31 protein-coding genes are annotated in these 26,267 nt (G+C 71.3%); 11 read left to right on the top strand and 20 right to left on the bottom strand.

Annotation, left to right across the window (positions count from 1 at the left end):
• Positions 1-5: 5 nt before the first annotated feature.
• The 5 genes from K6T50_RS11190 to pth2 are packed head-to-tail and all read right to left on the bottom strand — an operon-like array spanning position 6 to position 3,072.
• The gene (locus K6T50_RS11190; protein ID WP_222606672.1) at positions 6-776 is read right to left on the bottom strand and encodes a DUF2103 domain-containing protein; all 771 of its coding nucleotides are present in this window, start codon (positions 774-776) and stop codon (positions 6-8) included.
• Between the two features lie 59 nt (positions 777-835).
• A complete protein-coding gene (locus K6T50_RS11185; RefSeq protein ID WP_222606671.1) occupies positions 836-1,210 on the bottom strand; it encodes a VOC family protein in 375 nt (124 codons plus the stop codon).
• Positions 1,207-1,344 (bottom strand): hypothetical protein, encoded by a 138-nt coding sequence (locus K6T50_RS11180; protein WP_222606670.1) that lies wholly within the window; start codon positions 1,342-1,344, stop codon positions 1,207-1,209. Before K6T50_RS11180 ends, K6T50_RS11185 begins: the two co-directional genes overlap by 4 nt.
• A gap of 13 nt (positions 1,345-1,357) precedes the next feature.
• Entirely contained in the window at positions 1,358-2,734 is a 1,377-nt protein-coding gene (truD, locus tag K6T50_RS11175) for a tRNA pseudouridine(13) synthase TruD (protein WP_222606669.1), read from the bottom strand.
• Positions 2,734-3,072, bottom strand: coding sequence for a peptidyl-tRNA hydrolase Pth2 (pth2, locus tag K6T50_RS11170; protein ID WP_222608905.1), 339 nt, complete (start codon positions 3,070-3,072; stop codon positions 2,734-2,736). Before pth2 ends, truD begins: the two co-directional genes overlap by 1 nt.
• Positions 3,073-3,204: 132 nt before the next feature.
• Between pth2 and K6T50_RS11165 the strand changes: the two genes are divergently transcribed.
• The 4 genes from K6T50_RS11165 to K6T50_RS11150 are packed head-to-tail and all read left to right on the top strand — an operon-like array spanning position 3,205 to position 6,339.
• Positions 3,205-3,921 carry a YIP1 family protein gene (locus K6T50_RS11165; protein WP_222606668.1) on the top strand — a complete coding sequence of 239 codons (717 nt, stop codon included), beginning with the start codon at positions 3,205-3,207 and terminating at the stop codon, positions 3,919-3,921.
• Positions 3,922-3,980: 59 nt separating this feature from the next.
• Entirely contained in the window at positions 3,981-4,604 is a 624-nt protein-coding gene (gene dcd, locus K6T50_RS11160; protein WP_222606667.1) for a dCTP deaminase, read from the top strand.
• Entirely contained in the window at positions 4,601-5,602 is a 1,002-nt protein-coding gene (locus K6T50_RS11155) for a thiamine-phosphate synthase family protein (RefSeq protein WP_222606666.1), read from the top strand. Before dcd ends, K6T50_RS11155 begins: the two co-directional genes overlap by 4 nt.
• A 2-nt stretch (positions 5,603-5,604) precedes the next feature.
• Positions 5,605-6,339 carry a class I SAM-dependent methyltransferase gene (locus K6T50_RS11150; RefSeq protein ID WP_222606665.1) on the top strand — a complete coding sequence of 245 codons (735 nt, stop codon included), beginning with the start codon at positions 5,605-5,607 and terminating at the stop codon, positions 6,337-6,339.
• Positions 6,340-6,372: 33 nt separating this feature from the next.
• On the opposite strand, the gene K6T50_RS11145 is transcribed toward K6T50_RS11150, so the two are convergent.
• Positions 6,373-6,531, bottom strand: a complete 159-nt coding sequence (locus tag K6T50_RS11145) for a DUF7563 family protein (protein ID WP_222606664.1) — start codon at positions 6,529-6,531, stop codon at positions 6,373-6,375.
• A 146-nt stretch (positions 6,532-6,677) separates the two neighbouring features.
• Here K6T50_RS11145 and K6T50_RS11140 point away from each other — a divergent pair, with 146 nt between their 5' ends.
• The 3 genes from K6T50_RS11140 (at position 6,678) to K6T50_RS11130 (ending at position 10,013) form a co-directional block, all read left to right on the top strand.
• A complete protein-coding gene (locus tag K6T50_RS11140) occupies positions 6,678-7,709 on the top strand; it encodes a glutathione S-transferase family protein (RefSeq protein WP_275673100.1) in 1,032 nt (343 codons plus the stop codon).
• 437 nt (positions 7,710-8,146) lie between these two features.
• Complete coding sequence (locus K6T50_RS11135; protein WP_222606663.1) at positions 8,147-8,758, top strand: archaellin/type IV pilin N-terminal domain-containing protein; 612 nt, start codon at positions 8,147-8,149, stop codon at positions 8,756-8,758.
• A 103-nt stretch (positions 8,759-8,861) separates the two neighbouring features.
• Entirely contained in the window at positions 8,862-10,013 is a 1,152-nt protein-coding gene (locus tag K6T50_RS11130) for a pyridoxal phosphate-dependent aminotransferase (protein ID WP_222606662.1), read from the top strand.
• Between the two features lie 24 nt (positions 10,014-10,037).
• On the opposite strand, the gene K6T50_RS11125 is transcribed toward K6T50_RS11130, so the two are convergent.
• The 3 genes from K6T50_RS11125 to K6T50_RS11115 all read right to left on the bottom strand — a co-directional run bounded on the left by K6T50_RS11125 (position 10,038) and on the right by K6T50_RS11115 (position 11,534).
• Positions 10,038-10,472, bottom strand: a complete 435-nt coding sequence (locus K6T50_RS11125) for a type II toxin-antitoxin system VapC family toxin (protein WP_222606661.1) — start codon at positions 10,470-10,472, stop codon at positions 10,038-10,040.
• Positions 10,472-10,711 carry an AbrB/MazE/SpoVT family DNA-binding domain-containing protein gene (locus K6T50_RS11120; protein ID WP_222606660.1) on the bottom strand — a complete coding sequence of 80 codons (240 nt, stop codon included), beginning with the start codon at positions 10,709-10,711 and terminating at the stop codon, positions 10,472-10,474. The genes K6T50_RS11125 and K6T50_RS11120 overlap by 1 nt, the downstream gene beginning before the upstream one ends.
• A gap of 88 nt (positions 10,712-10,799) precedes the next feature.
• Positions 10,800-11,534 (bottom strand): glucose 1-dehydrogenase, encoded by a 735-nt coding sequence (locus K6T50_RS11115; RefSeq protein WP_222606659.1) that lies wholly within the window; start codon positions 11,532-11,534, stop codon positions 10,800-10,802.
• 135 nt (positions 11,535-11,669) lie between these two features.
• Here K6T50_RS11115 and K6T50_RS11110 point away from each other — a divergent pair, with 135 nt between their 5' ends.
• Positions 11,670-12,797 (top strand): molybdopterin-dependent oxidoreductase, encoded by a 1,128-nt coding sequence (locus K6T50_RS11110; RefSeq protein ID WP_222606658.1) that lies wholly within the window; start codon positions 11,670-11,672, stop codon positions 12,795-12,797.
• On the opposite strand, the gene K6T50_RS11105 is transcribed toward K6T50_RS11110, so the two are convergent.
• From K6T50_RS11105 to K6T50_RS11090, 4 genes are all read right to left on the bottom strand, one after another.
• Positions 12,798-13,358, bottom strand: coding sequence for an NUDIX domain-containing protein (locus tag K6T50_RS11105; RefSeq protein WP_222606657.1), 561 nt, complete (start codon positions 13,356-13,358; stop codon positions 12,798-12,800).
• Positions 13,359-13,653: 295 nt separating this feature from the next.
• Entirely contained in the window at positions 13,654-14,490 is an 837-nt protein-coding gene (locus K6T50_RS11100) for a 4-phosphopantoate--beta-alanine ligase (RefSeq protein WP_222606656.1), read from the bottom strand.
• 104 nt (positions 14,491-14,594) lie between these two features.
• Entirely contained in the window at positions 14,595-15,467 is an 873-nt protein-coding gene (locus K6T50_RS11095) for a pantoate kinase (RefSeq protein ID WP_222606655.1), read from the bottom strand.
• A 69-nt stretch (positions 15,468-15,536) separates the two neighbouring features.
• A complete protein-coding gene (locus K6T50_RS11090; RefSeq protein ID WP_222606654.1) occupies positions 15,537-16,127 on the bottom strand; it encodes a hypothetical protein in 591 nt (196 codons plus the stop codon).
• A gap of 107 nt (positions 16,128-16,234) precedes the next feature.
• On the opposite strand from K6T50_RS11090, the gene K6T50_RS11085 reads away from it, so the two are divergent.
• Positions 16,235-16,798 carry a cupin domain-containing protein gene (locus K6T50_RS11085; RefSeq protein ID WP_222606653.1) on the top strand — a complete coding sequence of 188 codons (564 nt, stop codon included), beginning with the start codon at positions 16,235-16,237 and terminating at the stop codon, positions 16,796-16,798.
• A 21-nt stretch (positions 16,799-16,819) separates the two neighbouring features.
• On the opposite strand, the gene K6T50_RS11080 is transcribed toward K6T50_RS11085, so the two are convergent.
• The 4 genes from K6T50_RS11080 to aspS form a co-directional block, all read right to left on the bottom strand.
• On the bottom strand, positions 16,820-17,446 hold the full coding sequence (locus K6T50_RS11080) for an ArsR/SmtB family transcription factor (protein WP_222606652.1): 627 nt from the start codon (positions 17,444-17,446) through the stop codon (positions 16,820-16,822).
• Between the two features lie 75 nt (positions 17,447-17,521).
• Positions 17,522-18,850 carry a S8 family serine peptidase gene (locus K6T50_RS11075; protein ID WP_275673099.1) on the bottom strand — a complete coding sequence of 443 codons (1,329 nt, stop codon included), beginning with the start codon at positions 18,848-18,850 and terminating at the stop codon, positions 17,522-17,524.
• 180 nt (positions 18,851-19,030) lie between these two features.
• Entirely contained in the window at positions 19,031-20,845 is a 1,815-nt protein-coding gene (locus K6T50_RS11070) for a BGTF surface domain-containing protein (protein ID WP_222606651.1), read from the bottom strand.
• Positions 20,846-21,225: 380 nt separating this feature from the next.
• Complete coding sequence (gene aspS, locus K6T50_RS11065) at positions 21,226-22,530, bottom strand: aspartate--tRNA(Asn) ligase (RefSeq protein ID WP_222606650.1); 1,305 nt, start codon at positions 22,528-22,530, stop codon at positions 21,226-21,228.
• Between the two features lie 163 nt (positions 22,531-22,693).
• Here aspS and K6T50_RS11060 point away from each other — a divergent pair, with 163 nt between their 5' ends.
• Positions 22,694-24,031, top strand: coding sequence for a sensor histidine kinase (locus K6T50_RS11060; protein ID WP_222606649.1), 1,338 nt, complete (start codon positions 22,694-22,696; stop codon positions 24,029-24,031).
• 75 nt (positions 24,032-24,106) lie between these two features.
• Here the strand turns inward: K6T50_RS11060 and K6T50_RS11055 are convergent, their stop codons facing one another.
• Together K6T50_RS11055 and K6T50_RS11050 are read right to left on the bottom strand one after the other, a co-directional pair.
• Positions 24,107-24,829, bottom strand: coding sequence for a phosphoglycerol geranylgeranyltransferase (locus tag K6T50_RS11055; protein ID WP_222606648.1), 723 nt, complete (start codon positions 24,827-24,829; stop codon positions 24,107-24,109).
• 71 nt (positions 24,830-24,900) lie between these two features.
• Positions 24,901-25,254, bottom strand: a complete 354-nt coding sequence (locus tag K6T50_RS11050; protein ID WP_222608947.1) for a hypothetical protein — start codon at positions 25,252-25,254, stop codon at positions 24,901-24,903.
• Between K6T50_RS11050 and K6T50_RS11045 the strand changes: the two genes are divergently transcribed.
• The gene (locus K6T50_RS11045) at positions 25,166-25,402 is read left to right on the top strand and encodes a hypothetical protein (RefSeq protein ID WP_222606647.1); all 237 of its coding nucleotides are present in this window, start codon (positions 25,166-25,168) and stop codon (positions 25,400-25,402) included. The genes K6T50_RS11050 and K6T50_RS11045 overlap by 89 nt on opposite strands.
• Before the next feature lie 16 nt (positions 25,403-25,418).
• Here K6T50_RS11045 and K6T50_RS11040 read toward each other — a convergent pair whose 3' ends face one another.
• Positions 25,419-26,243 (bottom strand): DUF7847 domain-containing protein, encoded by an 825-nt coding sequence (locus tag K6T50_RS11040; protein WP_222606646.1) that lies wholly within the window; start codon positions 26,241-26,243, stop codon positions 25,419-25,421.
• Positions 26,244-26,267 lie beyond the last annotated feature (24 nt).

The raw sequence follows: 26,267 nt of genomic DNA, 5'->3' as shown, positions 1-26,267 counted from the left end.
GGGCGCTACCGATCGCCGTCCTCCCCGAACCCCGACTCCTGGAGCACCTCGTTCAGGTCGTCGCGCACCCGCTCGCCCGTCTCGCGGTCGCCGGCGGTCGTGACGACGCGATTTTCCTGCACGCTCGACCCGTCACGCAGGAGCAGCCGGACGTTCCCGTGCTCGTCGGCGCGGGTCACCTTCGCGCGCAGTCCCGTGCGCGACCCGGAGCCGCCGGCGTCGATGGGGCCGGGGATCACCTTCTTCACGTGCGGGTGCTCGGCGGCCGCGAGGATCGCCTTCATTCCCGTTCGCTCGCCGATGAGCGTCGAGTGCGAGCCGCCGATCTTCGCCTCCGCCGGCGCGTCGACCACCTCCAGGGCCGGCTCGCCGCGGCGGGCGAGCACGGCGCCGACTGGGTCGTCGTCGGGGACGCGGTAGAACTCGTAGTGCAGTTGCGCGCGGGCCTCCCGCAACGGATCGCGCTCGCCGGCGGCGTACACCGTCTCGGGGCGCTTGCGCCGTACCTCGTCGGCGACGCGGCCGGCGAAGTTCCTGAGCTGCACCTTCGCGGTGCGCTCGCCGTCGTCGGGGACGGTCGTGACCGTCGTCTCCCCGAGCACCAGCGACGCGGGGTCGAAGTCGTCGGGCGGGTGCTCGGGTTCGAACCCGAGCATCGTGAGCGTCGCGCGGTCGGCCCCGAACTCGATCACGACGCTCTCGCAGTTGGCGGTGTCGCAGGCGAGACAGTAGTCCCCCGGCTTGCGAAGGGACGAGCCACACCGCCGGCAGTTCATTACCGTCGGAAGGGACGGCGCGAGGATAAGCCCGTTCGTTCGCCCCGTCGCGCGGCCGGTCAGGCCGTCGCGATCTCGACGAGGTTGCCGTCGGGGTCGCGGACGTACACCGACGTGATCGGCGCCACCGCGCCGGTTCGCTCGACCGGCCCCTCGACGATCTCGATCCCGCGCTCGCGGAGTTCGGCCTCGACGGTCTCGATCGGCGTCTCCGTCAGCAGACAGAAGTCGCCGGCGCCGACGGTCGGCTCGGCCGCCACGGGCGTCACGTCGCCGTCGGTCGGGTGGAGGTTGATCTTCTGGTCGCCGAAGCGGACCGCCTTCCGGTCGTCGCCGAAGGTCACGACCTCCGCCCCCAGCGACTCGTAGAAGTCACAGCTCGCGCTCACGTCCGAGACGGTGAGCACGAAGTGGTCGATCGCCGCCGCGTTCATCGTCGGTCCTCCGCCGCGTCGAGGTGGCGCGTCATGGGCGTCGTTCGCCGGTCCGCGAGAAATAGGTCCGGGTGGGGGAGAACCGGGGCGTCCTCGCCGCCGCGGCTGCCCGAGAGCTGCTCGGAATCGCACACCGCCGCGGCAGTTCTAGAGCCGCTCCGGATCGCACTTCATGTACTCCCGAAGCACCGCCGTCGCGTACGACCCGGACGGCAGCGCGAACTCGAACACCGGGTCGCCATCCTCCTCGGAGACCGTCAGGTCCGTCGGGAGCAGGATCGCCCGACGGGTTCCCGTGGAGGCGAACTCCCCCGGCAGCTCGAAGTCGCCCGGCCCCACGTCGAGGTCGCGGAGGATCTCGCGTTCGATCTCGCCGGGCTCGCCGTCCGCGAGGGCCGTCTCGGTGCCCACCAGCGGCGCGGTGACGAACGCCCGCCCGCGCTCGCAGTGGCGCGCGAGCGTGTCGACGCGCCCCTCGGTCGCCCGCTGGAGCCGGTCCATGTCCGGCTTCGGAAACTGCGTGTCCCGCTCGACGAACGCGACCACGTCGCCCGCGACCGGACGCTCGAACGGCAGCCCGCGGCGCAGGCGCTCCGAGAGGATCCGGTTGAACACGTACGACTGCGCGGCGTTGACGAACAGCCGCTGGAGGTTCGACGGGACCGCCTCGAGCGCCTCGCGCCAGTCGGCGCCCTCGTCGAGCCGGTGGAGCATCGAACGCTCGTAGCGCAGGCGCCCCGGCATCGCGTCGAGCGCGGCGCTCCAGTCCGGGCTGTCGGCGTCCGCCTGGTCCTCGACGACCTCGCGGGCGCGCTGGGAGTCCTCCGGCTCGGTGTCGTACGGGTTGCCGCAGTAGGCGAGCACCGCGCCGCGCCAGTCGCCGCGGATCGCCGCGAGGCCGACCTCGTGGGTGATCGGCCGGCGGCTCCCGAAGCGCTGGTGGCCGAAGTAGTTCGGCACCGCGATCTCGACCGCCGTGTCGGCGGCGGCAACGGTGCTGTCGCTGTCGCCGGCGGCAGCGCTGTCGCTGTCGCCGGCGGCGAACGCCCGCAGGTCGCGGGTGATGGGGGCCGGATCCTCCTCGGTCTCGCGGATCCGGATCGCGAACTCGTTGCCCGCGAGGTCGCCGAAGGTGAGGTCGCGCCCGACCCGCCCGAGCACCTCGATGTCGGCGCCGTCGAGGTCCGGGATCTCCTCGGGGTCGGCGTCGCGGACCGTGAACAGCTGCGTGGTGACGGCGTGTTTGTCCTTCGTGCCGGCCCACGAGACGCGCTCGCGGCTGGCGCCCATCGCGTTCGACAGCGCGCTCGCGAAGTCGTTGGTGTCCCAGCGGCGGAGGGTCGCCCGCAGGAGGAGGAACGGATACGATCCCTCGTGGGCGTCGAGCGGTTCCGGGTCCATCCGCTCGCGCTCGCGGACGCGGAAGTCCTCGGGGGCGACGCGGAGGCGGCCGCCGATCCCGTCGGCGTCGCTGACGTAGTGGTCGACGCCGGTGGCGCGCTCGCGGGGGTGGGCCTCCCGCATCAGTACAGCGAGAGGTCGCCGGTCACCTTGTCGACGATGGACTCCTCGCCCGGGCCGACCGCCAGCGTGGTGACGGTTCCGGGATCGAGCTGCGTGTGCCCGGCGTCGCGGATGACCGCGTGCGGGAGCCCCTCGCGCTCGGCGCGGTCGGCCAGCTCGAAGATCTGCGACTCGCCGGCGGCCTTGAGGACGACCTTCTTCTGTCCCTCGCCCTTCCACGCCTTCCGGGCCTTCCTGCCGGTGTCCTCGTAGGCCGACAGCGACGCGTGGGCGACCTGCGCGGCCAGCTTCCCCGTCCCCATCCCGAGGTCGGTGCGGACGACGATGGCCTGCTTCATGCTCATACCCCGCGTGCGGGGAGCGCGACCGAAAGGGTGTCGCACCGCGCTGCCGTGCCCCCAGCACCGCGCTGTCGGAGTCCCCGACGGGCGAACGGAACGCATTTGTCGCCCGCCCGAGAGGAGCCGACGATGTCGCGTCCCCGCACGCCCCTCCTCCGACCGAGTCGCTACTACGAGGCCCACGACGGCTCGCCCCCGTTCGCCCACGCGGCCGCCGCGGTCGCGGTCGTCACCCTCGCCACCGCCGGCGGGCTGGCCGTCTTCCTCGGCGAGTTCGCCGCCGCCCTCGACGTGCCGATCACCGTCGACAACCCGGCGTACCCCGGCGAGCCGTTCTGCGAGGACTCGATGTTCGACGACACGCCGACCGGCTGCGGGGAGCCGACGGAGGTCGAGCGGAACCTGGGCGCGCTCGTCGCCGAGGAGCTGTCGTGGCTCCCGCCGGCGACCGTCGTACTCGTCCCGGTAGTCTGGCTCGTGCAGGGCGGCGTCCTCCACGCCGCGAGCGCGCTCGCCGACGGCGAGGGCGCGTTCGCCGACACGCTCGCGGTCGCGGGCTGGGGGATGGTACCGAGCCTGGGCCGCCTGCTCGCCGTCGGCGTGCTGGTGATCTCCCGCCTTCGAACGGTCGCGCTCCCGGAGAACCCCGAGGGTGCGCTCGACGCCCTCCGGGTGGCGATCGGCGGCGTCGAACTGGTCGGCCTGCTCGCGGCCGTCGTCGTCGCGGTCTGGGCCGGCGTGATCCGGACGTACGGGCTGGCGGACGCCCGCGACCACTCGGTCGGGACCGCCGCGACGATCGTCGGCGTCCTCACCGCGATCGGGCTGGTGTTCGAGCTGTTTTGAGGCGGCAACCGGCCCGCAATGAGAGAAGCTTTAGGCCGCCGGCGGCCGCGCCTCCGGTAATGATACTCTCGGACACCGACATCCTCGCCCGGCTCGAGGAGGGCGACCTCGCGATCGATCCGCTCGACGACGTGGACACGCAGGTCCAGCCCGCGAGCGTCGACCTCCGGCTCGGCTCGGAGTTCCTGGAGTTCCGCCGGACGAACATCCCCTGCATCCACCCGACCGACGCCCGCGAGGTCGACGAGTACGTCGAGGAGACCCACGTCCCCGAGGGCGACGACTTCATCCTCCACCCGGGCGACTTCGTGCTCGGCACGACCAAGGAGACGGTCGCCATCCCCGACGACATCGTCGCGCACGTCGAGGGGCGCTCCTCGCTGGGCCGGCTGGCGATCGTCGTCCACGCGACCGCCGGACTCTGCGACCCGGGATACCGCGGACAGATCACCCTCGAACTGTCGAACCTGGGCAACGCGCCCGTCGCCCTCTCGCCGGGCATGCGCATCTCGCAGCTCACGTTCACGGAGCTGAAGACGCCCGCAGACCGGCCCTACGGCGAGGAACGCGGCTCGAAGTACCAGGACCAGTCCGGCCCGCAGGCGTCGCGCATCGGCAACGACCCCGAGTTCGCGACCGGGGACGCCGACGAGTCCGGCGGGGACGGGGAGTCCGGACGATGAGGTTCATCGAGGAGGTCGTCGTCGACGAGTTCCTGCCGACCGTCCGCGCGCTGCTTGCGGAGTCGCTGCGCGAGCGCGACCTGACCCAGCGGGAGGTCGCCGACGCGCTCGGCATCAGCCAGTCGGCGGTGTCGAAGTACGCCCACGGCGACGTGGCGACCAACGACCGCGTCGCCGACGACGAGCGGGTCCGCGAGGCCGTCGACCGCGTCGCCGAGGGGCTCGCGTCGGGGGACCTGAGTCGCGTCGGCGCGCTCGTGGAGCTCGAGGTGCTGATCCGGCGACTGGAGGCGGGCGACCTGCTCGCGGAGCTCCACGAGGCGGCGATGCCGGAGCTGGCGGGCGCGGAGTACGACTTCGCGGTCCACGACCCCGACAGCGGCCTGCGCGACCGCGAGCGGACGCTCTCCTCGCTGCGCCGCGGCGTCCGGACGCTCACCGCGACCTCCGGGTTCGCGGGGCTCATCCCCCACGTCGGCTCGAACCTCGTGGAGTGCGTGCCCGGCGCCGTCGACATCGACGACGTGGCGGCCGTCCCGGGGCGGATCTTCGACGTGAAGGGGACCGCCCGCGTGCCGAGCGACCCCGAGTTCGGCGTCAGCGAACACGTCGCCGGCGTGTTGCTGTCGGCGCGGGCGGCGGGCGTCGACGCCCGCGCGGCCGTGAACGTCCGCTATGACCCCGACCTCGTGGAGATGCTGTCCGAACTCGGCGTCGAGGCCGTCGAGTTCGAGCCGAACGATCACGGCGAGACCGACGCCGGCGCCCCGGACGACCCCGTTCGCGCGGCCGTGGCGGGCCGTCTCGGCAACGGGGCGGGCGCCGGCAGCGACGAGGGCGCCGCCGGCGACGCGACCGACGACCGCGACGGCGCAACGGACGCCCTCGGCGACGTGTTCGCCGTCTACCAGACCGGCGGCGTCGGCGTCGAGCCGGTGTTGTACGTCGTCGGCCCGGACGCGCCGACGGTCTCCCGGAGGGTTCGCGACATCCTGTAGCCGTGGTCCCCTCGCGTGACCGCCCGGACCCGTCGGCCCCGGAGTTCTACACCCGGATCGCCCGCGCGTACGACGCGCTCGCCAGACGCGGCCCCTTCGTGGCGACGCTCCGGCGGGCGCTGGCGGACGCGCTCGATCCCGCCACGAACGCGACTGTCGTCGAGTTCGGCTGCGGCACCGGCGCGAACCGGCCGTACGTCGAGGACCGCCTCGGCGCCGACGGAACGTACGTCGGCGTCGACTTCGCGCCCGGCGTGCTCCACGTCGCGCGCGAACGCGGACGGGAACGCGAGCGAGAACGCGACGAGGGCGACCGCGACGGGGGAAGCGGGACGGGCGCCGCCGGTCACTTCGTCCGCGGCGACGCGACCCGCCCGCCGCTTCGTCCCGACGCCGTCGACGCCTGCTGTGGCGCGTTCGTCGTGGGGATGCTCCCGGAGCCTGCGGCGGCGGTTCGCGAGTGGGCCGACCTCGTCGGCCCGGGCGGCCGGATCGCGCTGTTGGATCTGGCGCGGACGACGCGGTCGGGGTGGCGAGCGCTGAATCCGGCGTTCGACCTGTTCGTGCGCGCGGGGTCGCCGCCGGGGACGGCGAAGTCGCTGGAGCTGTCGCCGGCGACCGTCCAGGACGAGCGCGTCGCCGCGGCCCACCGCGCGCTCCGGGAGGCGTGTGCGGACGTGGAGTACCGGACGCTGCTCGGCGGGTTCGCGCGGGTGAGCGCGGGGACCGTCGAGTAGGCGGTCACCACACGCGGTCCACGGCCGAACCCGCTACCCGCGGTTCGCGCGGGCCTCGCGGACGCTCGCGCCGTCGCGCACGAGGTCCTCGCAGTTCGGACACACCCGCGGTCCTGCCGTCGCGTCGGGCGCGAACACCCGAGCGTAGCGCTCCGTCACCGTTGCCCCGCAGTTCTGGCACGTCCGAGCCATACCGGCCCGATCAGCGCGCATCGACATAATTTATTCCCTTGTGGCGGGAATATATTCGCGTGGCCGGCCCGGCACGCGGGCGTGAACCGACGGCTTCCGTCGCCACACGGCTTTAGCGTGTGGGCGCCCACGTTGGATCACGACCAATGAGCGACGCGACCAACATGCTCGTCGACGGCGAGTGGCGCACCGGCGTCCGCCGCGACACGGGCGACTCCGGCGAGTTCGAGCGAACCGAGACCAGCTTCCGCGACTGGATCGACGGCTCGGTGCCGGAGCCGGGCGCCGACCCCGTCGACAACCCCGAGTTCCCCGCCGAGCCCGACCGCTATCACGTGTATATCTGTCGAGCCTGCCCGTGGGCCCACCGCGTCGCCATGACGCGGGCGCTGAAGGGGCTCGACGACGTCATCTCGCTGTCGCTCACGCAGCCAGAGCGCTACGACGAGGGGTGGGAGTTCTCCGAGGAGCAGCCGGACCCGCTGTACGGCGCCGACTACCTCCGGGAGATCTACACGAGGGCGGACGACGAGTACACCGGCCGCGTGACGGTCCCCGTCCTCTGGGACAAGCAGCGCGAGACCGTCGTCAACAACGAGAGCGAGGAGATCATGCGGATGCTCGACACCGCCTTCGACGATCTCGGCAACGGCGTCGACCTCTACCCCGAGGGCTCCCGCGAGGCGGTGGACGACCTGATCGACGACATCTACCCGCGGATCAACAACGGCGTCTACCGCGCGGGGTTCGCGAGCACGCAGGCGGCGTACGACGAGGCCGTCGACGAGCTGTTCGCCGCCCTCGACGAGTACGACGACCTGCTCGCCGACCGGCGCTATCTCGCCGGCGACCGGCTCACCGAGGCGGACGTGGCGATGTTCGCGACGCTGATCCGGTTCGACCACGTCTATCACACCCACTTCCGGTGTAACCGCCGCGGGATCCACGAGTACGACACCCTCTGGGAGTACACGAAGGACATCTATCAGACGCCGGGAATCGAGCGGACGGTCAACGTCGACCACATCACCCGCCACTACTACAAGTCCCACGAGAGCCTCAATCCCAAGCGGATCGTGCCGACCGGACCCGACATCGACTTCGCCGAGTCCCACGACCGCGACCGCCTCGACGGCGGTCCGCCCGCCGAGCTGGCGGCCGACGTGACCGCGGAGTGAGTCCACTTCCGCCCGCCCGCGGGCGACTACTCCAAGCAGTTCGGGCAGAACGTCCCCGACGGTCGCTCGACTGACACGCCCCAACAGTCGGAGCACAGCGGCCCCGTCCCGCAGTCCGTACAGTGTGTCGCCGTCTCGACAGTTCCCATGTCCGTCCCGCAGTGAGTGCAGTTCGGCATACAGCCACACGAATGACATCCGACAATAAATCCCCCGCCCGGTACGGGCACGGCGAAGCGGTCCGTCGGGCGACGCATCCGCACCGCTCCGCACCGTCACTGACGGCCATGCGCCGGCCCACTACCCGCGAAGCTGGCGGCCGGCTCGACCGCCGGAGGGCACCCCGATATCACTACTGAGTTTTCGAGGGCGTAACTCAAGTACCAGTCCGCGGGAGGGTTCGATAGCTCCGATCAGGGAGCGGAGAACCACACGCAATGTTCGAATTCATCACGGACGAGGAAGCGCGCGGGCAGGTAGGGATCGGGACGCTCATCGTGTTCATCGCGATGGTGCTGGTGGCGGCGATCGCCGCCGGCGTCCTCATCAACACCGCCGGCTTCCTCCAGAGCAAGTCACAGGAAACGGGACAGCAGTCGAGCAAGCAGGTCAGCGATCGCCTCCAGGAGGTCTCGACCGTCGGGAGCGTGAACGACGCCGGCGACGCCGTCGACATCGTGAACGTGACCGTGACGCAGGCGCCCGGCGCCGGCGAGATCGACATCCACAACGCCACGGTCACCTGGATCGGCCCCAGCGGAACGGATCAGTTGATCGCGAACACCTCCGCCGAGTACGAGAGCCTCGCCGGGGGCCTCCAGAGCAACGAGTTCTCCTACCAGACGGTGAAGGACTCCGACGACTCGAACAACGTCCTCAACGACGCCGACGACCGCCTGAACCTCGTGTTCGACACCAGCGTCATCAACGGTGAACTCGGCGAGGGCAGCGAAGTGACGATCAAGGTCAACACGATGGCCGGCGCGACGACGAGCATCCGCTTCACGGTCCCCGAGTCGCTCGGGAACAAGGAAGCAGTCGAGCTGTAAGCCGGGTCGACCGGCCGCCGATCTCGTTTTTTCGCGCGACCGCGGTTCGTGCACGGACTGCAGCCACGCGTAACTTCAACTCCCCCGAGGAGAACCACCGGGCATGCACGAACCGACCGCCCGCGTCCGCGCGTGCGACCGCTCGCGGATCCGCGTGATGTTCGACCTCGCCCAGGAGTTGGAGCGGGAGGGCCGCGACCTCGTCCGCCTCGAGGTCGGCGAGCCCGACTTCGACACGCCCGAGCACGTCGTCGACGCCGCGGTCGCGGCCGCCCGCGGCGGACACACCCACTACACCTCCAACGCGGGCCTCCCCAAGTTACGGGAGGCCGTCTCCGACACCCTCGCGCGCGAGTACGACGTTCGGCACGCGGCCGACGAGGTCGTCGTCACCACCGGTGGGATGGAGGCGCTCCACCTCGCGGTGCTCTCGACCGTCGAACCCGGCAGCGAGGTGCTCCTGCCGTCGCCGTCGTGGCCGAACTACTGGACGCAGGCGAGACTGGCCGACGCGACGCCCGTCGAGGTGCCGATGCCCGCGCCCGACTACGATCTGGACGCCGACACCCTGATCGCTGAGATGAACGACGACACCTCGCTCGTGATCCTCTGCTCACCCTCGAACCCCACCGGCCGGACCGCCGACCCCGACGAGGTGCGCGCGGTCGTCGACGCGGCCGCCGACCACGGCGCCTACGTCATCGCCGACGAGGTGTACGCGAAGCTCACGTACGACCGCGAACCCACGGGCGTCGCCGCCCTGACCGGGCACCCCCAGCACGTGCTCACGGTCGGCTCCTGCTCGAAGACGTATGCGATGACCGGCTGGCGCGTCGGCTGGCTCGCAGGCGACCCGGCGGTCGTCGACGAGGCGACGAAGATCCGGGAGTCGACGACCGCCTGCACCGGGAGCGTCGCCCAACACGCCGCGATCGCCGCGCTCACCGGCCCGCAGGAGCCCGTCGAGGAGATGTACGACGCCTTCCGCGAGCGTCGCGACTACGTCGCAGACCGGCTCTCGGACATGCCCGGTGTCACCGCGCCGGAGCCGGAGGGCGCCTTCTACGCGTTCCTGAACCCCGACACCGACGAGGCGAGCCTCCCGCTGGCGAAGCGTCTCTGTGAGGACGCCGGCGTCGTGCTCGCGCCCGGCGACGGCTTCGGCGAGGCCGGGCGCGGGCAGCTCCGGCTCTCCTTCGCAAACTCTATGGAGCGACTGGAGGAGGGACTGGACCGGATCGAGGAGGCGCTGTAGCGGAGCAACAACCCGGGTCAGTCCTCAGTCCGGGCGATACGGGTTCGTATCGGAACACAACCGATGCACGTCGTCGATCCCGTCGAAATCGTCGTCGAAGGCGTACAGATAGCCGAGACCGGCCGTGCGCATGTGTGCGATGATCGCCGCGTCGACGAACGAGAGCTGCGGATGGCGTCGGAAGACCGACTTCGCCGAGGCGCGCACAGCGTCCGTGACCGACTCGATGTGGAAGTTCGCGTTCTCCTCGATCCGATCGAGGAAGTCGACCGCCGCGTCATGTCCCGCGTGGGTCGTGAGACCGTTGAGCGTCTCGGCGAGGACGTACTCCAATACGACTCCCCCCGGGAGGTCCCCGGAGTCGATCCCCCGGAGAACGGAGGTTCCATTCTCATGTGCGGCGTCTCGACGGTAGGCCGCCGCGAACAGGACGGACGTATCGACGAGCGCGCGCGGCACTATTCGACTCCCCACCCGTCGTGCTCGACTGCGGCGTCGGTGTCCGCCGTCCCCCCGTACCCGTCGAAGTCGGCGAACGTCCCCGCTCGCTGCTGGACGACTTCGACGCGGAGCGTCCCGTCGTCACGGACCTCCCAGCGGAGATGGTCCCCGTCGTCGATGTCGAGTTCCCGCCGGATCCGTGCCGGGATGTTCGCTTGGTTCCCGGACACGGTGCTCTCGGCCTCGGTGTCGCCCATGCGTAACGGTATGTCGGTTTCGGATTTAAAATTTTAGTGTACGATCACACTAGAGGGAGGGAACTCCCTCCGATTTCTCGGGCGCCGTCTACCGCATCAGCTCGCCGCCGTTCACGTTCAGCGTCTCGCCGGTGACGAACCGCGCGTCCCGGAGGTACGCGACCGCCTCGGCGATGTCCGCCGGCTGGCCGTAGTACCCCATCGGGATCTCCGCCAGTTCCTCCCGCTTCTCCTCGGCGCTCCGGTCGCTGGTCATGTCCGTCTCGACATGGCCGGGCGCGACCGCGTTCACTCGGATGTCCGGGGCGAAGTCGCGCGCGTGGCTCTTCGTCACCGACAGCAGCGCCCCCTTTGAGCCGGCGTAGTGCACCTCGATGGGCGCGCCGGTGTACGCGAGGATGGAGGAGACGTTCGTCACAGACGGCGTCGGGTCGGCATCGCTGTCGCGGAGGTGCGGCAGGGCCGCCTTGGTGACGGTGAACACCGAGTTGACGTTCGTGTCCATCACGCGGTCGAAGTCCTCGGGGTCCAGGTCCTCGGTGTAGACGTGCTGGTCGATCCCGGCGTTGTTGACCACGTGGTCGAGTCCCCCAAGGTCGTCGACCGCGGCGTCGACGAGACGCGCCGCGGCGTCCGGATCGGACACGTCGGCCCCCACGACCGTGGCCTCCTGCCCGCGTTCGCGGACGGCCTCGGCCGTCTCCTCGGCGGCGGCCTCGGAGGTGTGGTAGTTGACAGCCACGTCGTAGCCGTCGGCGGCGAACCGCTCCGCGACGGCGACGCCGATCCCGCGGGAGGAGCCGGTGACGAGTGCGACTGGCATGCGCGGGGGGACGGCCGAGCGGCCCTTGGGCGTTGCCGTCGCGGGCGACGGCCACGGGCGTTGCGGGTGACGGTCGGGCCGTCCCGGGCGACGGGCGGCCACGAACCTATGTCGATCCGGCCCCTCCGATCGGCTATGAGCCGCCTCCGCGGCGCCGTCGCTCGCGCCCTCCGCCGCGTCGAGCCGCCGGCCCGCGTTGTCGACTGGGCCATCGCCGCCTGCGTCGCGTTCGAGGTCGCCTCGGGGCTGTACTCGTTCACCCGGGGCACGCCCAGCGGCGCGTGGGTGTTCTGGCTCCACTCGACGGTCGGCCTGACGCTCGCGGCGCTCGTCGGGTTCAAGCTGTGGCGGGTCCGCCGGCGCGTCACGTCGACGGCCTCGTGGGACCGCTTCACGCCGCTATCCGTCCTCCAGGCCGCCGTCACGCTCGCGGCGCTGGCGACGGGCGCCTTCTGGGTGCTCGGCGGCAACGTACCGATCCTGGCGTGGACGACCCTCAACCTCCACGTCGGCCTCGGCCTCCTGCTGGTGCCGCTCGTTCTGTATCACCTCCGCGGGCGCTATCACTCCCCGCGCGACGTGGATCCCGACCGTCGCGCGACCCTCAAGGTCGGCGCGCTCCTGCTCGCCGGCACCGTCGCGTGGCGCGCGAGCGAGGCGGCCGATCGCGCGCTCGGCGGCGCGAGCCGACGGTTCACCGGCTCGAAGCCGACCGGCGACCTCTACGACACCGAGACCGAGGGCGGCGGCTTCCCGGTCACCTCGTGGGTCGCGGACGACCCCGACCCGGTCGACCCCGATTCGTGGACGCTCTCGGTGCGCGGCCTGGTCGGGGAGGAGCTGGACCTCGGCTACGACGACCTCGGGGGCGGCATGGACGGCGGGGGCGCCCCGGCGGGACCGGACGCGGAACTGGAGGCGACGCTCGACTGCACCTCCGGGTGGTACACGCACCAGCGGTGGGGCGGCGTCCGCGTCGGCGACCTGCTCGACGCCGCGGGCGTCGAGGACGGGGCGCGGTACGTCCGGTTCACCTCGGTGACGGGCTACCGCTGGTCGCTCCCGGTCGAGGAGGCCGCGGACGCGCTGCTGGCGACGCACGTCCGCGACCGGCCGCTCTCGCACGGCCACGGCGCCCCCGCGCGCCTCGTCGCGCCCGGGCGTCGGGGGTTCCAGTGGGTCAAGTGGGTGGAGTCGGTTGAGGTGCGCGAACGGGGCGACCCGATGCAGTGGCTCGTGACGCTGGTGTCCGGGTTCGACTGATCACTCGCCGGTGTCGGCGTCAGCGTGTGCGTCGGAATCGGCGTCGATGGCGGCGTCGGCGCCGGCGACCCCGTCGGCGACGGCCGCGGCGTCGGCCTCGTGCGGGCTGACGACGTGGACGTGTTCGTCGCTCGCGAGCGCGTTCGCGACGCCGACGGGGAAGAACGGAGCGTCCGCGGCCCGGAGATCCGCGAGCGAGCGCCAGTACGCCTCGTACTCGATGCCGCCGTCGTCGCTCCCGTGGAACCGCTCGCGGTCGTACAGCGCCGCGTCGGCGAACCGCGCCTCGCGGACGACGGCGAACTCGTGGTGGGAGACGCCGTCGTACTCGAACAGGTTCTCGACGGTGCAGACGGCGGGGCCGGCCTCGACGGCGACGCCGAGTTCCTCGCGGAACTCGCGAACGAGGGCCGCGTCGCTCGATTCGCCGGGCTCGATCCCGCCCCCGATGAAGCGGTGGAAGTGATGACCGTCGCGCGTGCCGGGAAGCCGCTGGACGAGGTACTCGTCCGTGTCCGGGCGACGGAACGCGCCGAGGGCGACGCCGCGGATGTCGGTCATTGATCGATGTGGGAGTCGCGACTCCGTGGTAGCTATTTCGGTCTCTGAGTGGCGTTCGCCGACCGCGACGTGAGAGTTCCGACGACCGCGAAAGCCCCCGCGTCGCTCGACTCCCGCGAACCGCGTTGCGCGCGCTCGGTCGCTCGCTCCACTCGCTCCCTCGCGTGCTTACGGGTTCGGGGTTCGCCGAGCGACGCGGCCCCTTTCAGTCCCATCCGCCGGTCGTCCGGGTGTCGTCGCTCCCGGACACTCGCTCGTACTGCGTTCGGGTGTCGGGAATCGTCGTGCCGTCGGCTCAGTCCAGGTCGCCCTCGCGGATGGCGCGCTCAGCTTCGTCGAGGGCGGCCTCGCGGTCGAAGTTCTCGACGATCTCGCGCAGCTCCTCGTCGCTCGCGTCGGCCAGCTCCGCGGCGTGGCGGGTGATGTTGGGGACGGCGCGGATGATGTTGTCGACGATCGGGACGGCCGCGACCTGCGCCGACCGGCTCATCGGGTTCAGGTCGATCACGATCTCGGTTTTCCCCATCGCCCCCAGCGCCTCCGCGCGGTCGCCGTCCTCCAGCGGGACGACGACCACGTCGGCGTCGCCGATGCCGTCCACGTCGACCTTCGCGCGCTCGTGACTGAGGCCGGGGATCCGGCCGTCGGCGGCGAGGCCCTTCACCTCGCTCGCGCCGTGCTCGCGGAGGTGGTCGGCGATGGCCGCCATGCGCTCGTCGGTTCGGTTGAACAGGTTCACCTCGATGTCGGCGCCGCTCGCCTCGGCGAGGTCGACGATCTCGCCGGGCACCAGCGCCGCGACGTTGCCGTTCACCGAGAGCACGGGGTGCTCGGCCAGCAGGAGGTGTGCGGCGGCCGCGCGGGCGGCGGCGTCCGCGCTCGGGAGCGTCTCCTCGCCCAGCAGGTAGTCGAACGCCTCGCCGCGCCCCTCGGCGATGAGCCCCTGCTTCGAGGTGATCCCGATGTCCACGCCGCGTTCGATTCGGTGGCGGGTGAGCAGCGACTCGTACCGTGGGTGGTCCTCGGGGATCTCCGACTCGTGCTCGGGGTCCGCGGGGACCTCGGGGTCGCCGCCGCGCTCGTCGTCCGCGTCCGTCTCGGCGTCGCCGTCGACGCCGGCGTCGTCGGTCATACCCCCGACTCGTCGGCGGGGGACGAAAAGCGCGTTTACTCGGGGCGGACCGGGGACTTCCCCTCGGCGGCGAGGCCGGGACTCCGTCTCGGAACGGGCCGGGGCTACTCCTCGGGGCGCAGCGTCGCGCCCGTCGGGTGGATCGAACACGCCGCGGGGTCGTAGCCGGCGTCGGAGAGTCCGGTTCCGAGCGCGTACACCGTGCGCCCGAGCATCGCCATCGACGCGAGGCCGCCCTCCGCCTCGACGGCCTCGACCGCCTCCGCGACCTCCGGAACCTGCAGGCCGGCCTCGACAGCGAACTCCCGGCCGGCCGCGAGCAGCTCCGCCTCGTCGGGGGCGCGCATCAGCCGCGTCAGCGCCGCCTCGCCCGCCTCGCGGACGGGGTCGAGGTCGCCGCCGAGCACGCGCTCGGTGGAGAGTTCGCCGAAGGAGACGTACTCGACCCGGGGGCGCGCGGGCACGCCGTCCATGCGGCCGTAGCCGGGGGCGCCCGGCTCCAGCCGAACCGGGAGCCCGCCGCGGAACTGCCCGACCACGTCGCCGAGGCCGGTTCCGGCGGCGGCCTCCGCGGCGTGGGCGACGCGCACGAGGTCGTTCTCCGAGCGGTCCAGCTCGAAGGCGGCGTTCGCCGCGAGGGCGGTCGCCAGCGCCGCGGCGCCGGAGACGCCGAAGCCCGCGCCGACCGGCACGTCGCTGAACACCTCGACCTCGGCGGCGACGTTCAACTCCGCGAGCACCCGCTCCACCGGCTCCATCCCGGCGGGCACGCCGTCGAGTTCGAGCGACGCGAGGCCGGCGTCGCCGGCGGGGTCCGACCCCTCCCCGGTCCCGTCGGCGGGTCGGACGGTCACCTCGACGCCGTCCGAGAGCGCGAGGCCGGCGCCGCGGGAGCCGGCCCGAACCGGGTCGCGGTCGGGGTACGGCGCGAAGAAGGCGGTGACGTGTCCCGGCGCGAACGCGGTCGCCTCGTCCATACGCGCCCGAGCGCCGGGGCGCGAGTATGGGTTTCGGTTCCGGGCGGGCCCGGGACCTCGCCCGGCCGACTACTCCGGGGAGAGCGACTCGGGCCGCGCTTTGTCGGTGAACTGCACCCGAGCGTGGGGGTGTTGGTCCGCGTCGACCCTGAAGACGCCCTCGCGCCGGAAGCCGTCCAGCGCCGCCGCCGTCTCCTCGGGGTCGACGCCGGCGATCACGGCGGCCGCCTCGACGAGGACGCTCCGCGGGACGCCGCGGCCGGCGCCGCCGACGTCGAACGCCTCGTTCGTGTCGTCCACGTCCGCGCGGATCGTCTCGACGAACCCCCGCAGATCGGCGTCCGGCCCGAGCCTGTCGTGCCACAGGTTCGGGAACGCGCTCACGCGGTCCTCGCCCACCTCGTACACCGCGTCCGGACCGACCCACGACTCCGCACTCGTGCGACGCTCCGAGAGGCCCGAACGCAGGCGATCGGCCTCGACGGGGCCGTCCTCACCCACCGCCTCGACGTACCGTTCGACCAGGTCCGTCGCCACGCCGGCGCCGTCGCGGTGGGAGCGCTCGACGATCGAGACCAGGTCGCGAACTCGCATCGTCGGCCCGCGGTTGCCGGCCTCCGCGAGCACCGCCTCGTGGAGTTCGGCGTCGCTGTCTTCCATAGGTAGAGACGTGACGCGCCAGACGTGTAAGACGGTTGCCAGCAGATTTTTGTCGCTCCGGCGGCGCGGACCCGCGACCTTTTGTCGCGACGCTCGTCCCCTCCGGTATGGACCACGTCGTCCTCGACGACCTCGACAACTCGCTGCAGCCGGCGGCGGTGATGCGCCACCTCACCGACGCGCTCGGCTGTGAGGACCTCGCGATCAACTACTACGAGCTCGCGCCCGGCGACTCGTTCGCGTTCGCCTACCACACCCACGAGGTGCAGGAGGAGGTGTTCGTCGTGCTCTCGGGAACCGCGACGTGGGTCGTCGGCCCCGAGCCCGAGGACCCGGACGACCCCGTCGGCTCGGCCGAACCCGGCGCGCCGGCCGAGCGCCGCGAGGTCGAGGTCGGGCCGATGGAGGCGATCCGGATCCCCCCGGGGCAGTTCCAGCGCGGGTGGAACTTCGGCGAGGATCGGGTGACGGCGCTCGCGCTTGGCGCGCCACTGGCGTACGGCGAGCAGCTGAAGCGCGACGACTGTCCAGCCTGTGGCGACGAGGTCCCGGTGTCGATCGAACGCGCGCCCGACGACGAGGCGCAGCTCGTCACCGTCTGTGCGGACTGCGGCGCGGAGGTGGCGCGGTGGCGGCGCGGCGACGACGGCGAGAACGAGCGGGTCAGGTGAGTCGCGGCGGCGATGAGGGGATCAACGAGTCCGATCCCCGCCGGACGCGAGCGAGACGAGAACGGCGACGAGGAGCCCCGCAACGAAAAACAGCACCCCGGGTTCGACGACCTCGAAGACGAACCACGCGATCGTGGCAACGAGCGAGGACCCGCCATCGGCGTAGCTGGCCGTGCCGACCGCGCCGGGTACCGTGGACACCTGCGTCCACAGCCGTTCGGCCGCCCACTGCACGACCACGCTCGCGAGCGCGAGCAGTCCGACTCCGGCAACGAGATCGGCGAGGGAGACGTCGTCCGAGTCCATGTGTCGATGGCCGCCGACGAGCACCAACGGGTCCGAGGCCGGGCCGTACACCGTCATCTCGTTCCCCTTCTCCGAGTAGACCGTGTCGACCGGCCTGACGAGGCCGACATCACGGAGCACCGAGACGTGATGGTGGACGTTCTGTACCGACGTGTCGACGCGTTCGGCGAGTTCGCTCGTCGTCGCCGTCGAGTCGAACAGCGACAGGTACAGCTGCCGGCGGGTCCCGGTAGCCAGCGCGTCGAGGACGTCCTCCGACTCCTCCCCGGCCAGATCGATGACGCGCGACTCCGTGGCGGGGCGGGCGGTACGTCCGCGAAGACGTTCGATCGGACTCGCCATTGCTGTGTTCGATAGTTGCGATTCGAGAACCAAATACGCACGTATCGTTCAAACGGCGATTTGATCGGTGGGGCGTCACGTGGAGAGGTTGCGGGCGCGGCCGACGGCGGCGTTCGGCGCGACCACCCCGTATCCGCTGACGGGATCCCGCCCGGCGGGGCCGACGTCGCCCGCCGTCGCCGCGAGCACCGCGTTGACCTGTCGAGGGGCCAGGTCCGGGTTCGCCGACCGAACGAGCGCGGCGACGCCCGCGACGTACGCCGACGCCGCGGACGTTCCGTCGAACTCCGCCGCGACGGGTGGGGCCTCCAGGGGCGACGGCGCGACGACATCGACACCGGTACGCCCGTCGGCGGTCGATCCGGCGCCGCTGTATCGATGTACCCGTTCCCGTCGGGGGTCCCACGCGCCGACGGTGATCGCCCGCTGTGCGTCGCCCGGAGCCACGAGACTGCCGGCGCGGTCGCGGTACTGAAGCGTGTGCGTGGGCGAGAGTAGCCGAAGCGCGACCGGATCCGGATCACGGGGGCCGCGTATCGTGACGAAGTACGTCCCCGTGGGATCGACGCGACGGGACAGCCGCACCGTTCGGCCGTCCGAGGGGTGATACGGGACCGACCGACCGACGAGTCTGCTTCCTCGCTCGGTTTCGCGATACAACTCGACGCTGAACGGGGGAGACGGCGATTCGTCCTCGCCCGTCTGCTCGGCTCGCGTCGGCGCCACCGATCGGTTCCACGACAGCCACACGGACACCCGCGAGTCCTCGCCCCGGAGGTAGGTTCGAGGACCGCCGGCGAACCGATGCGTTCCCGTCCGGTTCGGCGCGAACTCGCCCCGCCAGTGGCTCAGTCCGACGTTTCCGGCCGGGACGACGACGATCGAACCGGCGGCGACCGTCCGTTCGATGGCCCGGTTCACGTCGGCGTCACCGTCGGTCCGGGCGTACAACGAGACGGGGGCGACGATCACGTCGACGTTCGACCGCCGCATCCACCGCAGCGCCGCCGTGAAGTCCGTCGCGGCGTCGAACGACGCGAGGTAGAACTCGGCGTCGGGCGCGACATCGGCGACCGTCGCGGCCGTCGCCGTCCCGTGACGGGCCGACTCCGAGGCGGGTACCACGCCATCGGTCCCGAACGCGCGGGCCGCGACGACCCGGTCGTCGACGCCGGCCGCGGACGGGTCGACTCCCGTCGCGGAGACGACCCCGACCGTGACGTTCGACCCCGTGACTCCGCGTTCGTGTAGCTCGTCGACGGCGGTCGGTTCCGACCGGCTAGCCTCGCTCGGTGCCGGACGGTCAGCGCCGAGTCCCCACGCGATCGATCCGAGGAGGGCCCCGAGGACGAGCAACATCGCGAGGACCGTCGCAGCGATCAGTCGCAGCCGCTCCCGGTCCACACGGATCCGTCCTCGGATCCCGGCGAGGGTCGCCCGGGGACCGTCGCGACCGTCACGCCACATCGTTCGATGCTCCGTGTCCCTGCATGTTCGCACCCCTGTCGTGTCGTGCGGAAGCCTCCCTGTCGACGTCGCCGTCTGGGCGGTCGCACGTCCCGATCACTGCCACGGTTCCTCGTGTCAGCGTTTAATCGCCCCGGTGACCAGCCCGATCCCCACGGTCGCGAAGAGCCCGGCCACCGCGAGTGCGCCGATCGGGACGATCGGAATCCCCCCGCGGGGGGACGCTCGATCGTCGCGTTGGGTCGGGCTCTGCACGCCCTCGGCGACGACGAACCTCGTCGACTCGACGATCCGGCCCGTCTCGTCGGTAGCCGTCTCCCAGTCGCGGTCCTCCGGAAGCCCGTCGGTACGCGAGAGGACGATCCGATACGTGTCCGCCGCGAGCGTTCCGTTCTCGTAGGTGACGACGACGGAGTCCTCGCTCGATGTGGCGACGAGCGGGTCGCCGTCGCGGACTCCGGCGGCGACACTCGTATCGAACGCGAGGCCGACACGCTCGTCGCCGTCGCCGTCGCGGACGACGGCAGTGAGCGTGTACGCGCCGTTGTACGGCCCGATGCGGACGATCATCGCCTTCGCCTCGTCGGTCCGGACCGTCATCCGGGTCGGCTCCCCGATCGTCCCCCGGATCGTTTCGGGTTCTGCGTCCCGGTCGCTCGCGTTCTCGGTCTCGATGCCGGGCGATTCGACCACCGATCCGTTCCCGTCCCCGTCGATCGGCGTGTCCGTCACCGCCAGCCGGCCCCGTTCGACGAGGAACGTCGTCGCGTTGTCGTCGCGCTCCGTCGAGAGCCCCCCGACGGACTGGACGAGCGGATAGACGCCCTCGTCGAGTACCGATCGGTTGCCGTCCACCCGTTCGTCGATGACCGAGACCTCGTCGCGCTCGTCCGCGACGGAGACCGCCGCGTCACCCTGACCGATCGCGGCGGTTTCGAACAGCACGACGACGCGGTCGTCGTCGTTCCCGTCGATCACCGAGAGGTTGAGCGCGTAACTGAGGTTCGGCCCGCCGATCGTGAGCGTCGACGTGCGAGGTTCGAGCGTCAACTCGATCCGGGCGACCGACCCCTGGTCCACCGTGACGGTAGCGAGGTCGTCGTACAGCGTCTGGTTGCGCTGGTGCATCGTCGAGGAGTCCGAACCCGCCTCGGGCGGCTCCGGCGGCTCGCAGTCGTCCTCGCACGTCGTTACCTCGACCGACCGCGACGCGATGACCGTGCCGTTGTGTCGGACGGTGATCCGTCCGGCTGCCGGCGCCGGGATCCGCGTGAGGTCGAATCCGGCCCGGAACGCGCCCGTGTCGTCGACGACCGCCGATCCCTGATGGAGGAACGAGGTCGACCCCGTCCCCTCCATCCGTACGGTAAGGGTGGTCCCCGGCGGGAGGTTCGCGGTCCCGTTGACGGTCCGCCCCGGACCCGCCTCGATCGTCCCGTCCGGCGACGGGCTGTTCACCGTCGCGTTCGGCGTCTCCGGGATGACGGCCGCACAGGCCGACTCGCACTGGAGTATCCGCCCGGGCGTGCGTGCCAGCACCGTTCCGTTGTGGACGACGGACGCCTCGACGCTCGCCCCCGCTTCGACCGACGAGAGGTCGAACACCGCACGGAACGAGCCGTCCGGCGCGACGACCGCGTCGGCCGATCTGATGAACGCCGGCTGGGTGTCGCCGGTCGAGTGGAGCCGGACGCTCACCTCCGTTCCCGCGGGGAGCGACGTGCGTCCGGAGACGGCCTGTCCCGGTCCGGCCTGAAGCCGAAGTTCGTCCCCGTCGGTGTCGATCGTGGCGGTGGCCTCGTCCGTCCGCTCCGTCGCGTGGGTGGGCGCCCCCGTCGTCGCGACCGCGCCGACGGTCGACGGGACGGCCGAGACGACGAGCACGAACACGAGCGCCGCCGCAAGGACCTTGGTGCCAACGATCCGAGTCACGGACACCACCTGTCGGACGGTGTTGCTGGGAGACCGCTACGCTTGGAGGGCTGCCGGCGACGAGGTCGCCGGCGGGAGGGTCGTAGTCGCATCACGGGTTATCCATGCGGGGGCGGCACTATTGAGGTACTGAATGCTCAAACCGCCGATTGAGTGGCGCCGGTCGTGTCGGAGGACCGTGGTCCGCGTGATCCCGCCATCGTCCGAGACGGGGGCGGCACCCCTCGGTAACGTCAGATCGCGGTCAGCGGCTGACAGCCGTCCCGCCCGTCACGCCGGGGCCTGGAAATCGATCACGGGCTGAGACGCTGGCGGTCGCGCGGGAACACGGTCACAGCGAGCGGTTCCCTGCTCCCACTCGCCCGCGATAGCGGCTTCGCCTACGGGCTGAGCCGCTGGCGGTCTCGCGGGAACAGCACGGCCTCGCGGATGTTGTCCAGATCGAGCATCGTCATGAGGAGGCGTTCGGCGCCCATCCCCCAGCCGGCGTGGGGCGGCATGCCGTACTTGAACATCTTCGTATAGTACTCGAACTCCTCGGGGTCGAGGCCCTGTTGCTCGAAGCCGGCGATGAGCTGCTCGTGGCGGTGCTCGCGCTGGCCGCCCGAGACGAGTTCCATGCGCGGGTGCATCATGTCGAAGCCGGTCGACTTCTCGGGCTCGTCGTCGTGGTCCTTGATGTAGAACGGCTTGACCTCCGAGGGCCAGTCGGTGATGAAGTAGTGCTCGCCGACCGCCTCGCCGAGCACGTGCTCGGCCTCCGTCGAGAGGTCGTCGCCCCACGCGAGGTGCTCGTCGAGCTCGCCCGTCGCGTTGACGCGGTCGAGTGCCTCCTGGTAGCTCAGGCGCGGGAACTCGCCCGAGGGGACCGCGAACTCGTCGGCGATGCCGAGCGTCTCCAGCTCGTCGGCGCAGTTTTCGGCGACGGCCTCGTAGCCGGCCTTCGTGACCGCCTCGGCCACGTCCATCGCCTCGGTGTGGTCACAGAAGGCGCCCTCGAAGTCGATGGAGTGAGCCTCGTTGAGGTGGCGGGGCGTGTTGTGCTCCTCGGCGCGGAAGATCGGGCCGATCTCGAAGACGCGTTCGAGGTTGGAGCCGGCCATGAGCTGCTTGAACAGCTGCGGGCTCTGGTTCATGAACGCCTCCTCGCCGAAGTAGGAGATGGGGAACAGCTCCGTGCCGCCCTCGGTGCCGGTGGCGACGATCTTCGGGGTGTTGATCTCGGTGGCGTCGTGGCTCCGGAAGGCGTCGCGGACGGCGCCCAGCAGCTCCGCGCGGATCTCGAAGACCGCCTGCACCTCGGGCTTGCGGAGGTCGAGCGTGCGGTTGTCCAGCCGGGTCGGAAGCTCGGCGTCGACCTTGCCGGAGGGGTCGAGCGGGAGCTCGGGGTCGGCGGGCGCGACGACCTCGATGTCCGTCGGGACGACCTCGACGCCGGTGGGCGCGCGGGGCTCCTCCTTCACGTCGCCCTCGACCTTGAGGACGGACTCGCGGTGGGCGTCGAGGCCGGTGTCGACCATCGCCTCGTCCATCTCGTCCTTCTCGAGCTTGACCTGGATCTTCCCCGTCTTGTCGCGGAGGATCAGGAAGGCGATGCCGCCGAGGTCGCGGGTCTCGTGGACCCAGCCGGCGACGGTGACCGCCTCGCCCGGGGTCGCGTCAGCCGTGTAGGTTCGACCGTGCATACAGCCCGGTTCCGGCGCGAGGCTTTAAACTCGGTCGATCCCCGTTGTCACGCCTCGTGAAGGCTTACCACGGGAGGTTCGGTCGGCAGCGGGAGGCGGCCCGGTTCCGCGCGGTGATACCCGGGAAGGTACGCTTATGCCTCCGGACTCGAATCGACCCGCAGTGACGGACGCGGGCCGACCCGGGGGGAACCGCAGCGGCGCGAACAGCGTCGCGACCGACGGCGGGAGTGCCGGCGTCGCCGGCGACGGGGCAGCCGCGGGCGACGCCGGCGACGACACCGGTGGGCCGGCGTGGTTCTCGGGGGCGCTGGCCGCGAGCGGCGCGTTCACCGGCGCGCTGGTCGTCGGCACCGCCGCGCTGGCGTTCACCTCGGCCGGCCGGAGCCCGGGGTCGATCGTGTTGGGGCTCGTCGGACCGCTGTGTGCGGTGTGGGCCTACGGGACGGTGCTCGCGTGGGTCGCCCGGGTCGACCTGCCGCGCGAGCACCACACCCGCCTGGCCGGCTGGCTCGTCGTCGGCGTGATCCCGCTCGTCGTGGGCGCGGTGGTGATGCAGGCGTACAGCGCCGCCGTCGGGGCGCTCGACTCGTTCTCGCCGGCCGCCGCCGGCGGCTGGGCCTGCGGGGGCGTCGTCTTCGGCGCCGCCGTCGGCATCGGCGACGTGCGCGTCCGGATGCGCACCGCCGAGGCCGAGGAGGCGACCGCCCGCTACGAGCAGCTCGTCGAGGTGCTCACGGTGCTCAACCGGGTGCTTCGCCACGACGTGCGCAACGACCTCACGGTGATCGCGGGCTACCTCGACCGCGCGCGCCGCGAGGGCGGCGCCGACATCGTCGAGTACCTTGACGGGATCGAGGCGCGCGCAGAGCGGATCGAACGCCTGAGCGACCACGCCCGCCTCGCGGAGGACGCGGTGCTGGGCGACGAGCACGTCGAGGAGACGACCGACCTCGCGCTCGTCGCCGAGCGCGTCGTCGCCGCGATCGGTCGCGACTACCCGGAGGCGACGGTGTCGTTCCGGACCGACGCCGATCCCGGGCGGGCGATCGTGCCGGGGCACGACCTGCTGGAGTCGGCGATCCACAACGTCGTCGAGAACGCCGTCGAGCACAACGACGCGACGGACCCGACCGTCGAGGTCGTCGTGCGGGTCCACCCCGACGGTACGCTCGCGGCCGAGCGCGCCGATGTCGGAACTGCCGGCGGTGCCGGCGGCCCCGGCAGTGCCGGTGGCGCGCACGCTGGCGACGAGGGCGGCGGAGTCGTCGAGGTGTCGGTCGCCGACGACGGCCCGGGGTTCCCCGAGCGCGAGCGGACCGTGCTCGAGGAGGGCGGCGAGGACGCGCTGGAGTCCAGTTCCGGCATGGGCCTGTGGGTGGTCCACTGGATCGTCGACGCCGTCGACGGCGCCACGTCCGTCGACGACCGGGAGGGCGGCGGGAGCGTCGTCACGCTGCGGTTCCCGCGGGTCGGCGGCGACGGTGACCGCGAGACGTGAGCGTCGGGGGCGACGAGGGAACCGGAGCGTGAGCGCAGAGGGGAGGCGGGGAGCGGGCGCGAGCGCGGGCGCGACTCAGGCGTCGGCGAGCTCGGCGTGGGCGTCCGTGACGCCCTCGACGGTCTCGCGGACGGCGTCGGCGCCCTCGTCGTGGAGCAGGTCGCCGACGACGACGGTGTCGGCCACTTTCCCCATCGCGTGGGCGTCGTCGTAGTCGTGGATGCCGCCGCCGTAGAAGAGGGTCGAGTCGTCGAGCGCGTCGTGGGCGGCCTTCACGGTCTCGCGGTCGCCCAGGGTGCCCGAGTACTCGACGTAGACGATGTCCTGGCCGAACATCTTCTCGGCGACGCGGGCGTACGCGCCGACCTCCTCGGGGGTGAGGTCGCAGTCGGCGCCGGTGAGCTCGGCGGCGGAGGCGTCGGGGTTGAGCACGATGTACGCCTCGGTGTGGGTGCGGTCCCAGTCGAGGTCGTCGGCGATGCGCACCCACTCCTTGTGGGCGCCGGTGATCCAGAACGGGTCGTCGGCGTTGAAGACGGTCGGGATGAGGTAGCCGTCGAGCGCGTCGTCGTCGACGACGACCGCCGGGTTCGACGGCTCCTGGTACAGCGGGACGTTGTGTTCCTTGCACGCCTCGATGACGCGGGTCGCCTTCTCGGAGGTCACGTCCAGCGTGCCGCCGATCTCGATGGCGTCCGTGCCGGTCTCGCAGGCGTCCGCGAACGTCTCGTCGCCGTACAGTTCCTTGTCCGGGTCGATCTTCAGGACGTGATCCCACTCCTCCCAGGGGGCGCTCATGTTGGTGGGGATGGTGTGCAGAGTGCTAAAAAGGGCGCGGATGCGAGCGATGTGGTTGGAGACGTGGCCGGTCAGGCCGTCGAAACGTCGTTCAGCCCACGGTGCTCGCGGATGTAGAGACGAGCCGGGCGGTACTCCGGCCCGGAGGGGGCCCGGAACTGATCGTCGGCCAGCGGCTCGAATCCGTCGTAACCGAGGTGGTCGGGGTGTTCCCTCACGAGCGCGTGCCGGTCGTCGGAGAGGCCGATCCAGCCGCTGGCGAACGTCCGGCGGTGAAGGTCGCATGACGCAAGTAATACCCAACTGGTAACCGTCCCGCAATCCTCGTTACGGAACGTGGGATTCTTGGATTCCTTCGGCGCCTTAGTCAGTAGTGTCATCGCATCGCTCGTCCTGCTGGTGTTCGCCATCCTGAGCTTCTTCATCACGGTGTTCATCGTGCAGGTCGGCGCCGGCCTCGCGGGCTACTCACCCAGCGGCGACTTCATCGTGCTGTCGGCCGCGATCCTCGCGACCGGCGCCATCGTCGCCGGCGCGACCCCGCTGTCGGGACTCAGCGGTATCAGCGAGTAACGACCGTCGGCCGCACTTACCCCGTCAACTCCCGGTAGTACGCCACCGACAGCGTCCCGAAGAAGCCGCCGAACAGCGTCCCGAGCACGACCGTCACCGCGGAGATCGCGACCGCCCCCAGCGACGGCATGGAGACGACGAACGGGTCGACGGGCGCGCCCGCGCCGAACTGCGGCGCCGCCAGCGCGGACCCGAGGCCGATAACCAGCCCGAAGCCGCCCGCGAGCACGCCGACGAGGACGGAGTAGCCGAGCACGCTCACGACGTTGCGGCGGACGACGCCGGCGCTGTGTGTGATCGACTCGATCGCGTCGTAGCCGTCGATCACGATCGCCTGCCCGTAGAACTGGATCAGGAACGCGACGACGAGGTACGCGAGCACCACCGCGAGCACCACGACGGCGACGGCGGCCAACAGCGCGACGTTCACCCCGCCGGGGTCGGGCGTGCCCGTGGGCATCGAGCCGAGGAGACTCACGACGCCGACGATGCCGGCGACGAACGCGATCATCCCGAGCGCGACGTTCACCACCAGCAGGATCAGGTACACCACGAACACGGAGACGAAGTGTTCCTTCCCGTTCGCGACGAACGTCGACAGCGACGTGCGCCCGTCGAGCGCCTCGTCGGCCATGCCGATGATCCCAGCCTGGAAGAACGGCACCGCGACGAGGTACAGCGCCGAGGCCGCGAGCGAGACGAGGCTCGCGATCAGCGGCGCGCTCGACTGCAGGAGCAACTGCGGCACCTGCACGAGGGTCAACGCGAGCACTGGCACGAACAGGACGGGGTTGGACGCCAACGTCGAGGGCGTCCGCCGGAGGGCTGTCTGAAGGGCCACGGCTGAACACTCGTTCAGTTATAA

It is taken from the genome of Halobaculum magnesiiphilum (assembly GCF_019823105.1).
In the GTDB taxonomy this organism is placed as follows: domain Archaea; phylum Halobacteriota; class Halobacteria; order Halobacteriales; family Haloferacaceae; genus Halobaculum; species Halobaculum magnesiiphilum.
Note: the sequence above shows the minus strand (reverse complement) of the source record. Positions and strands in the feature narration are given on the sequence as shown.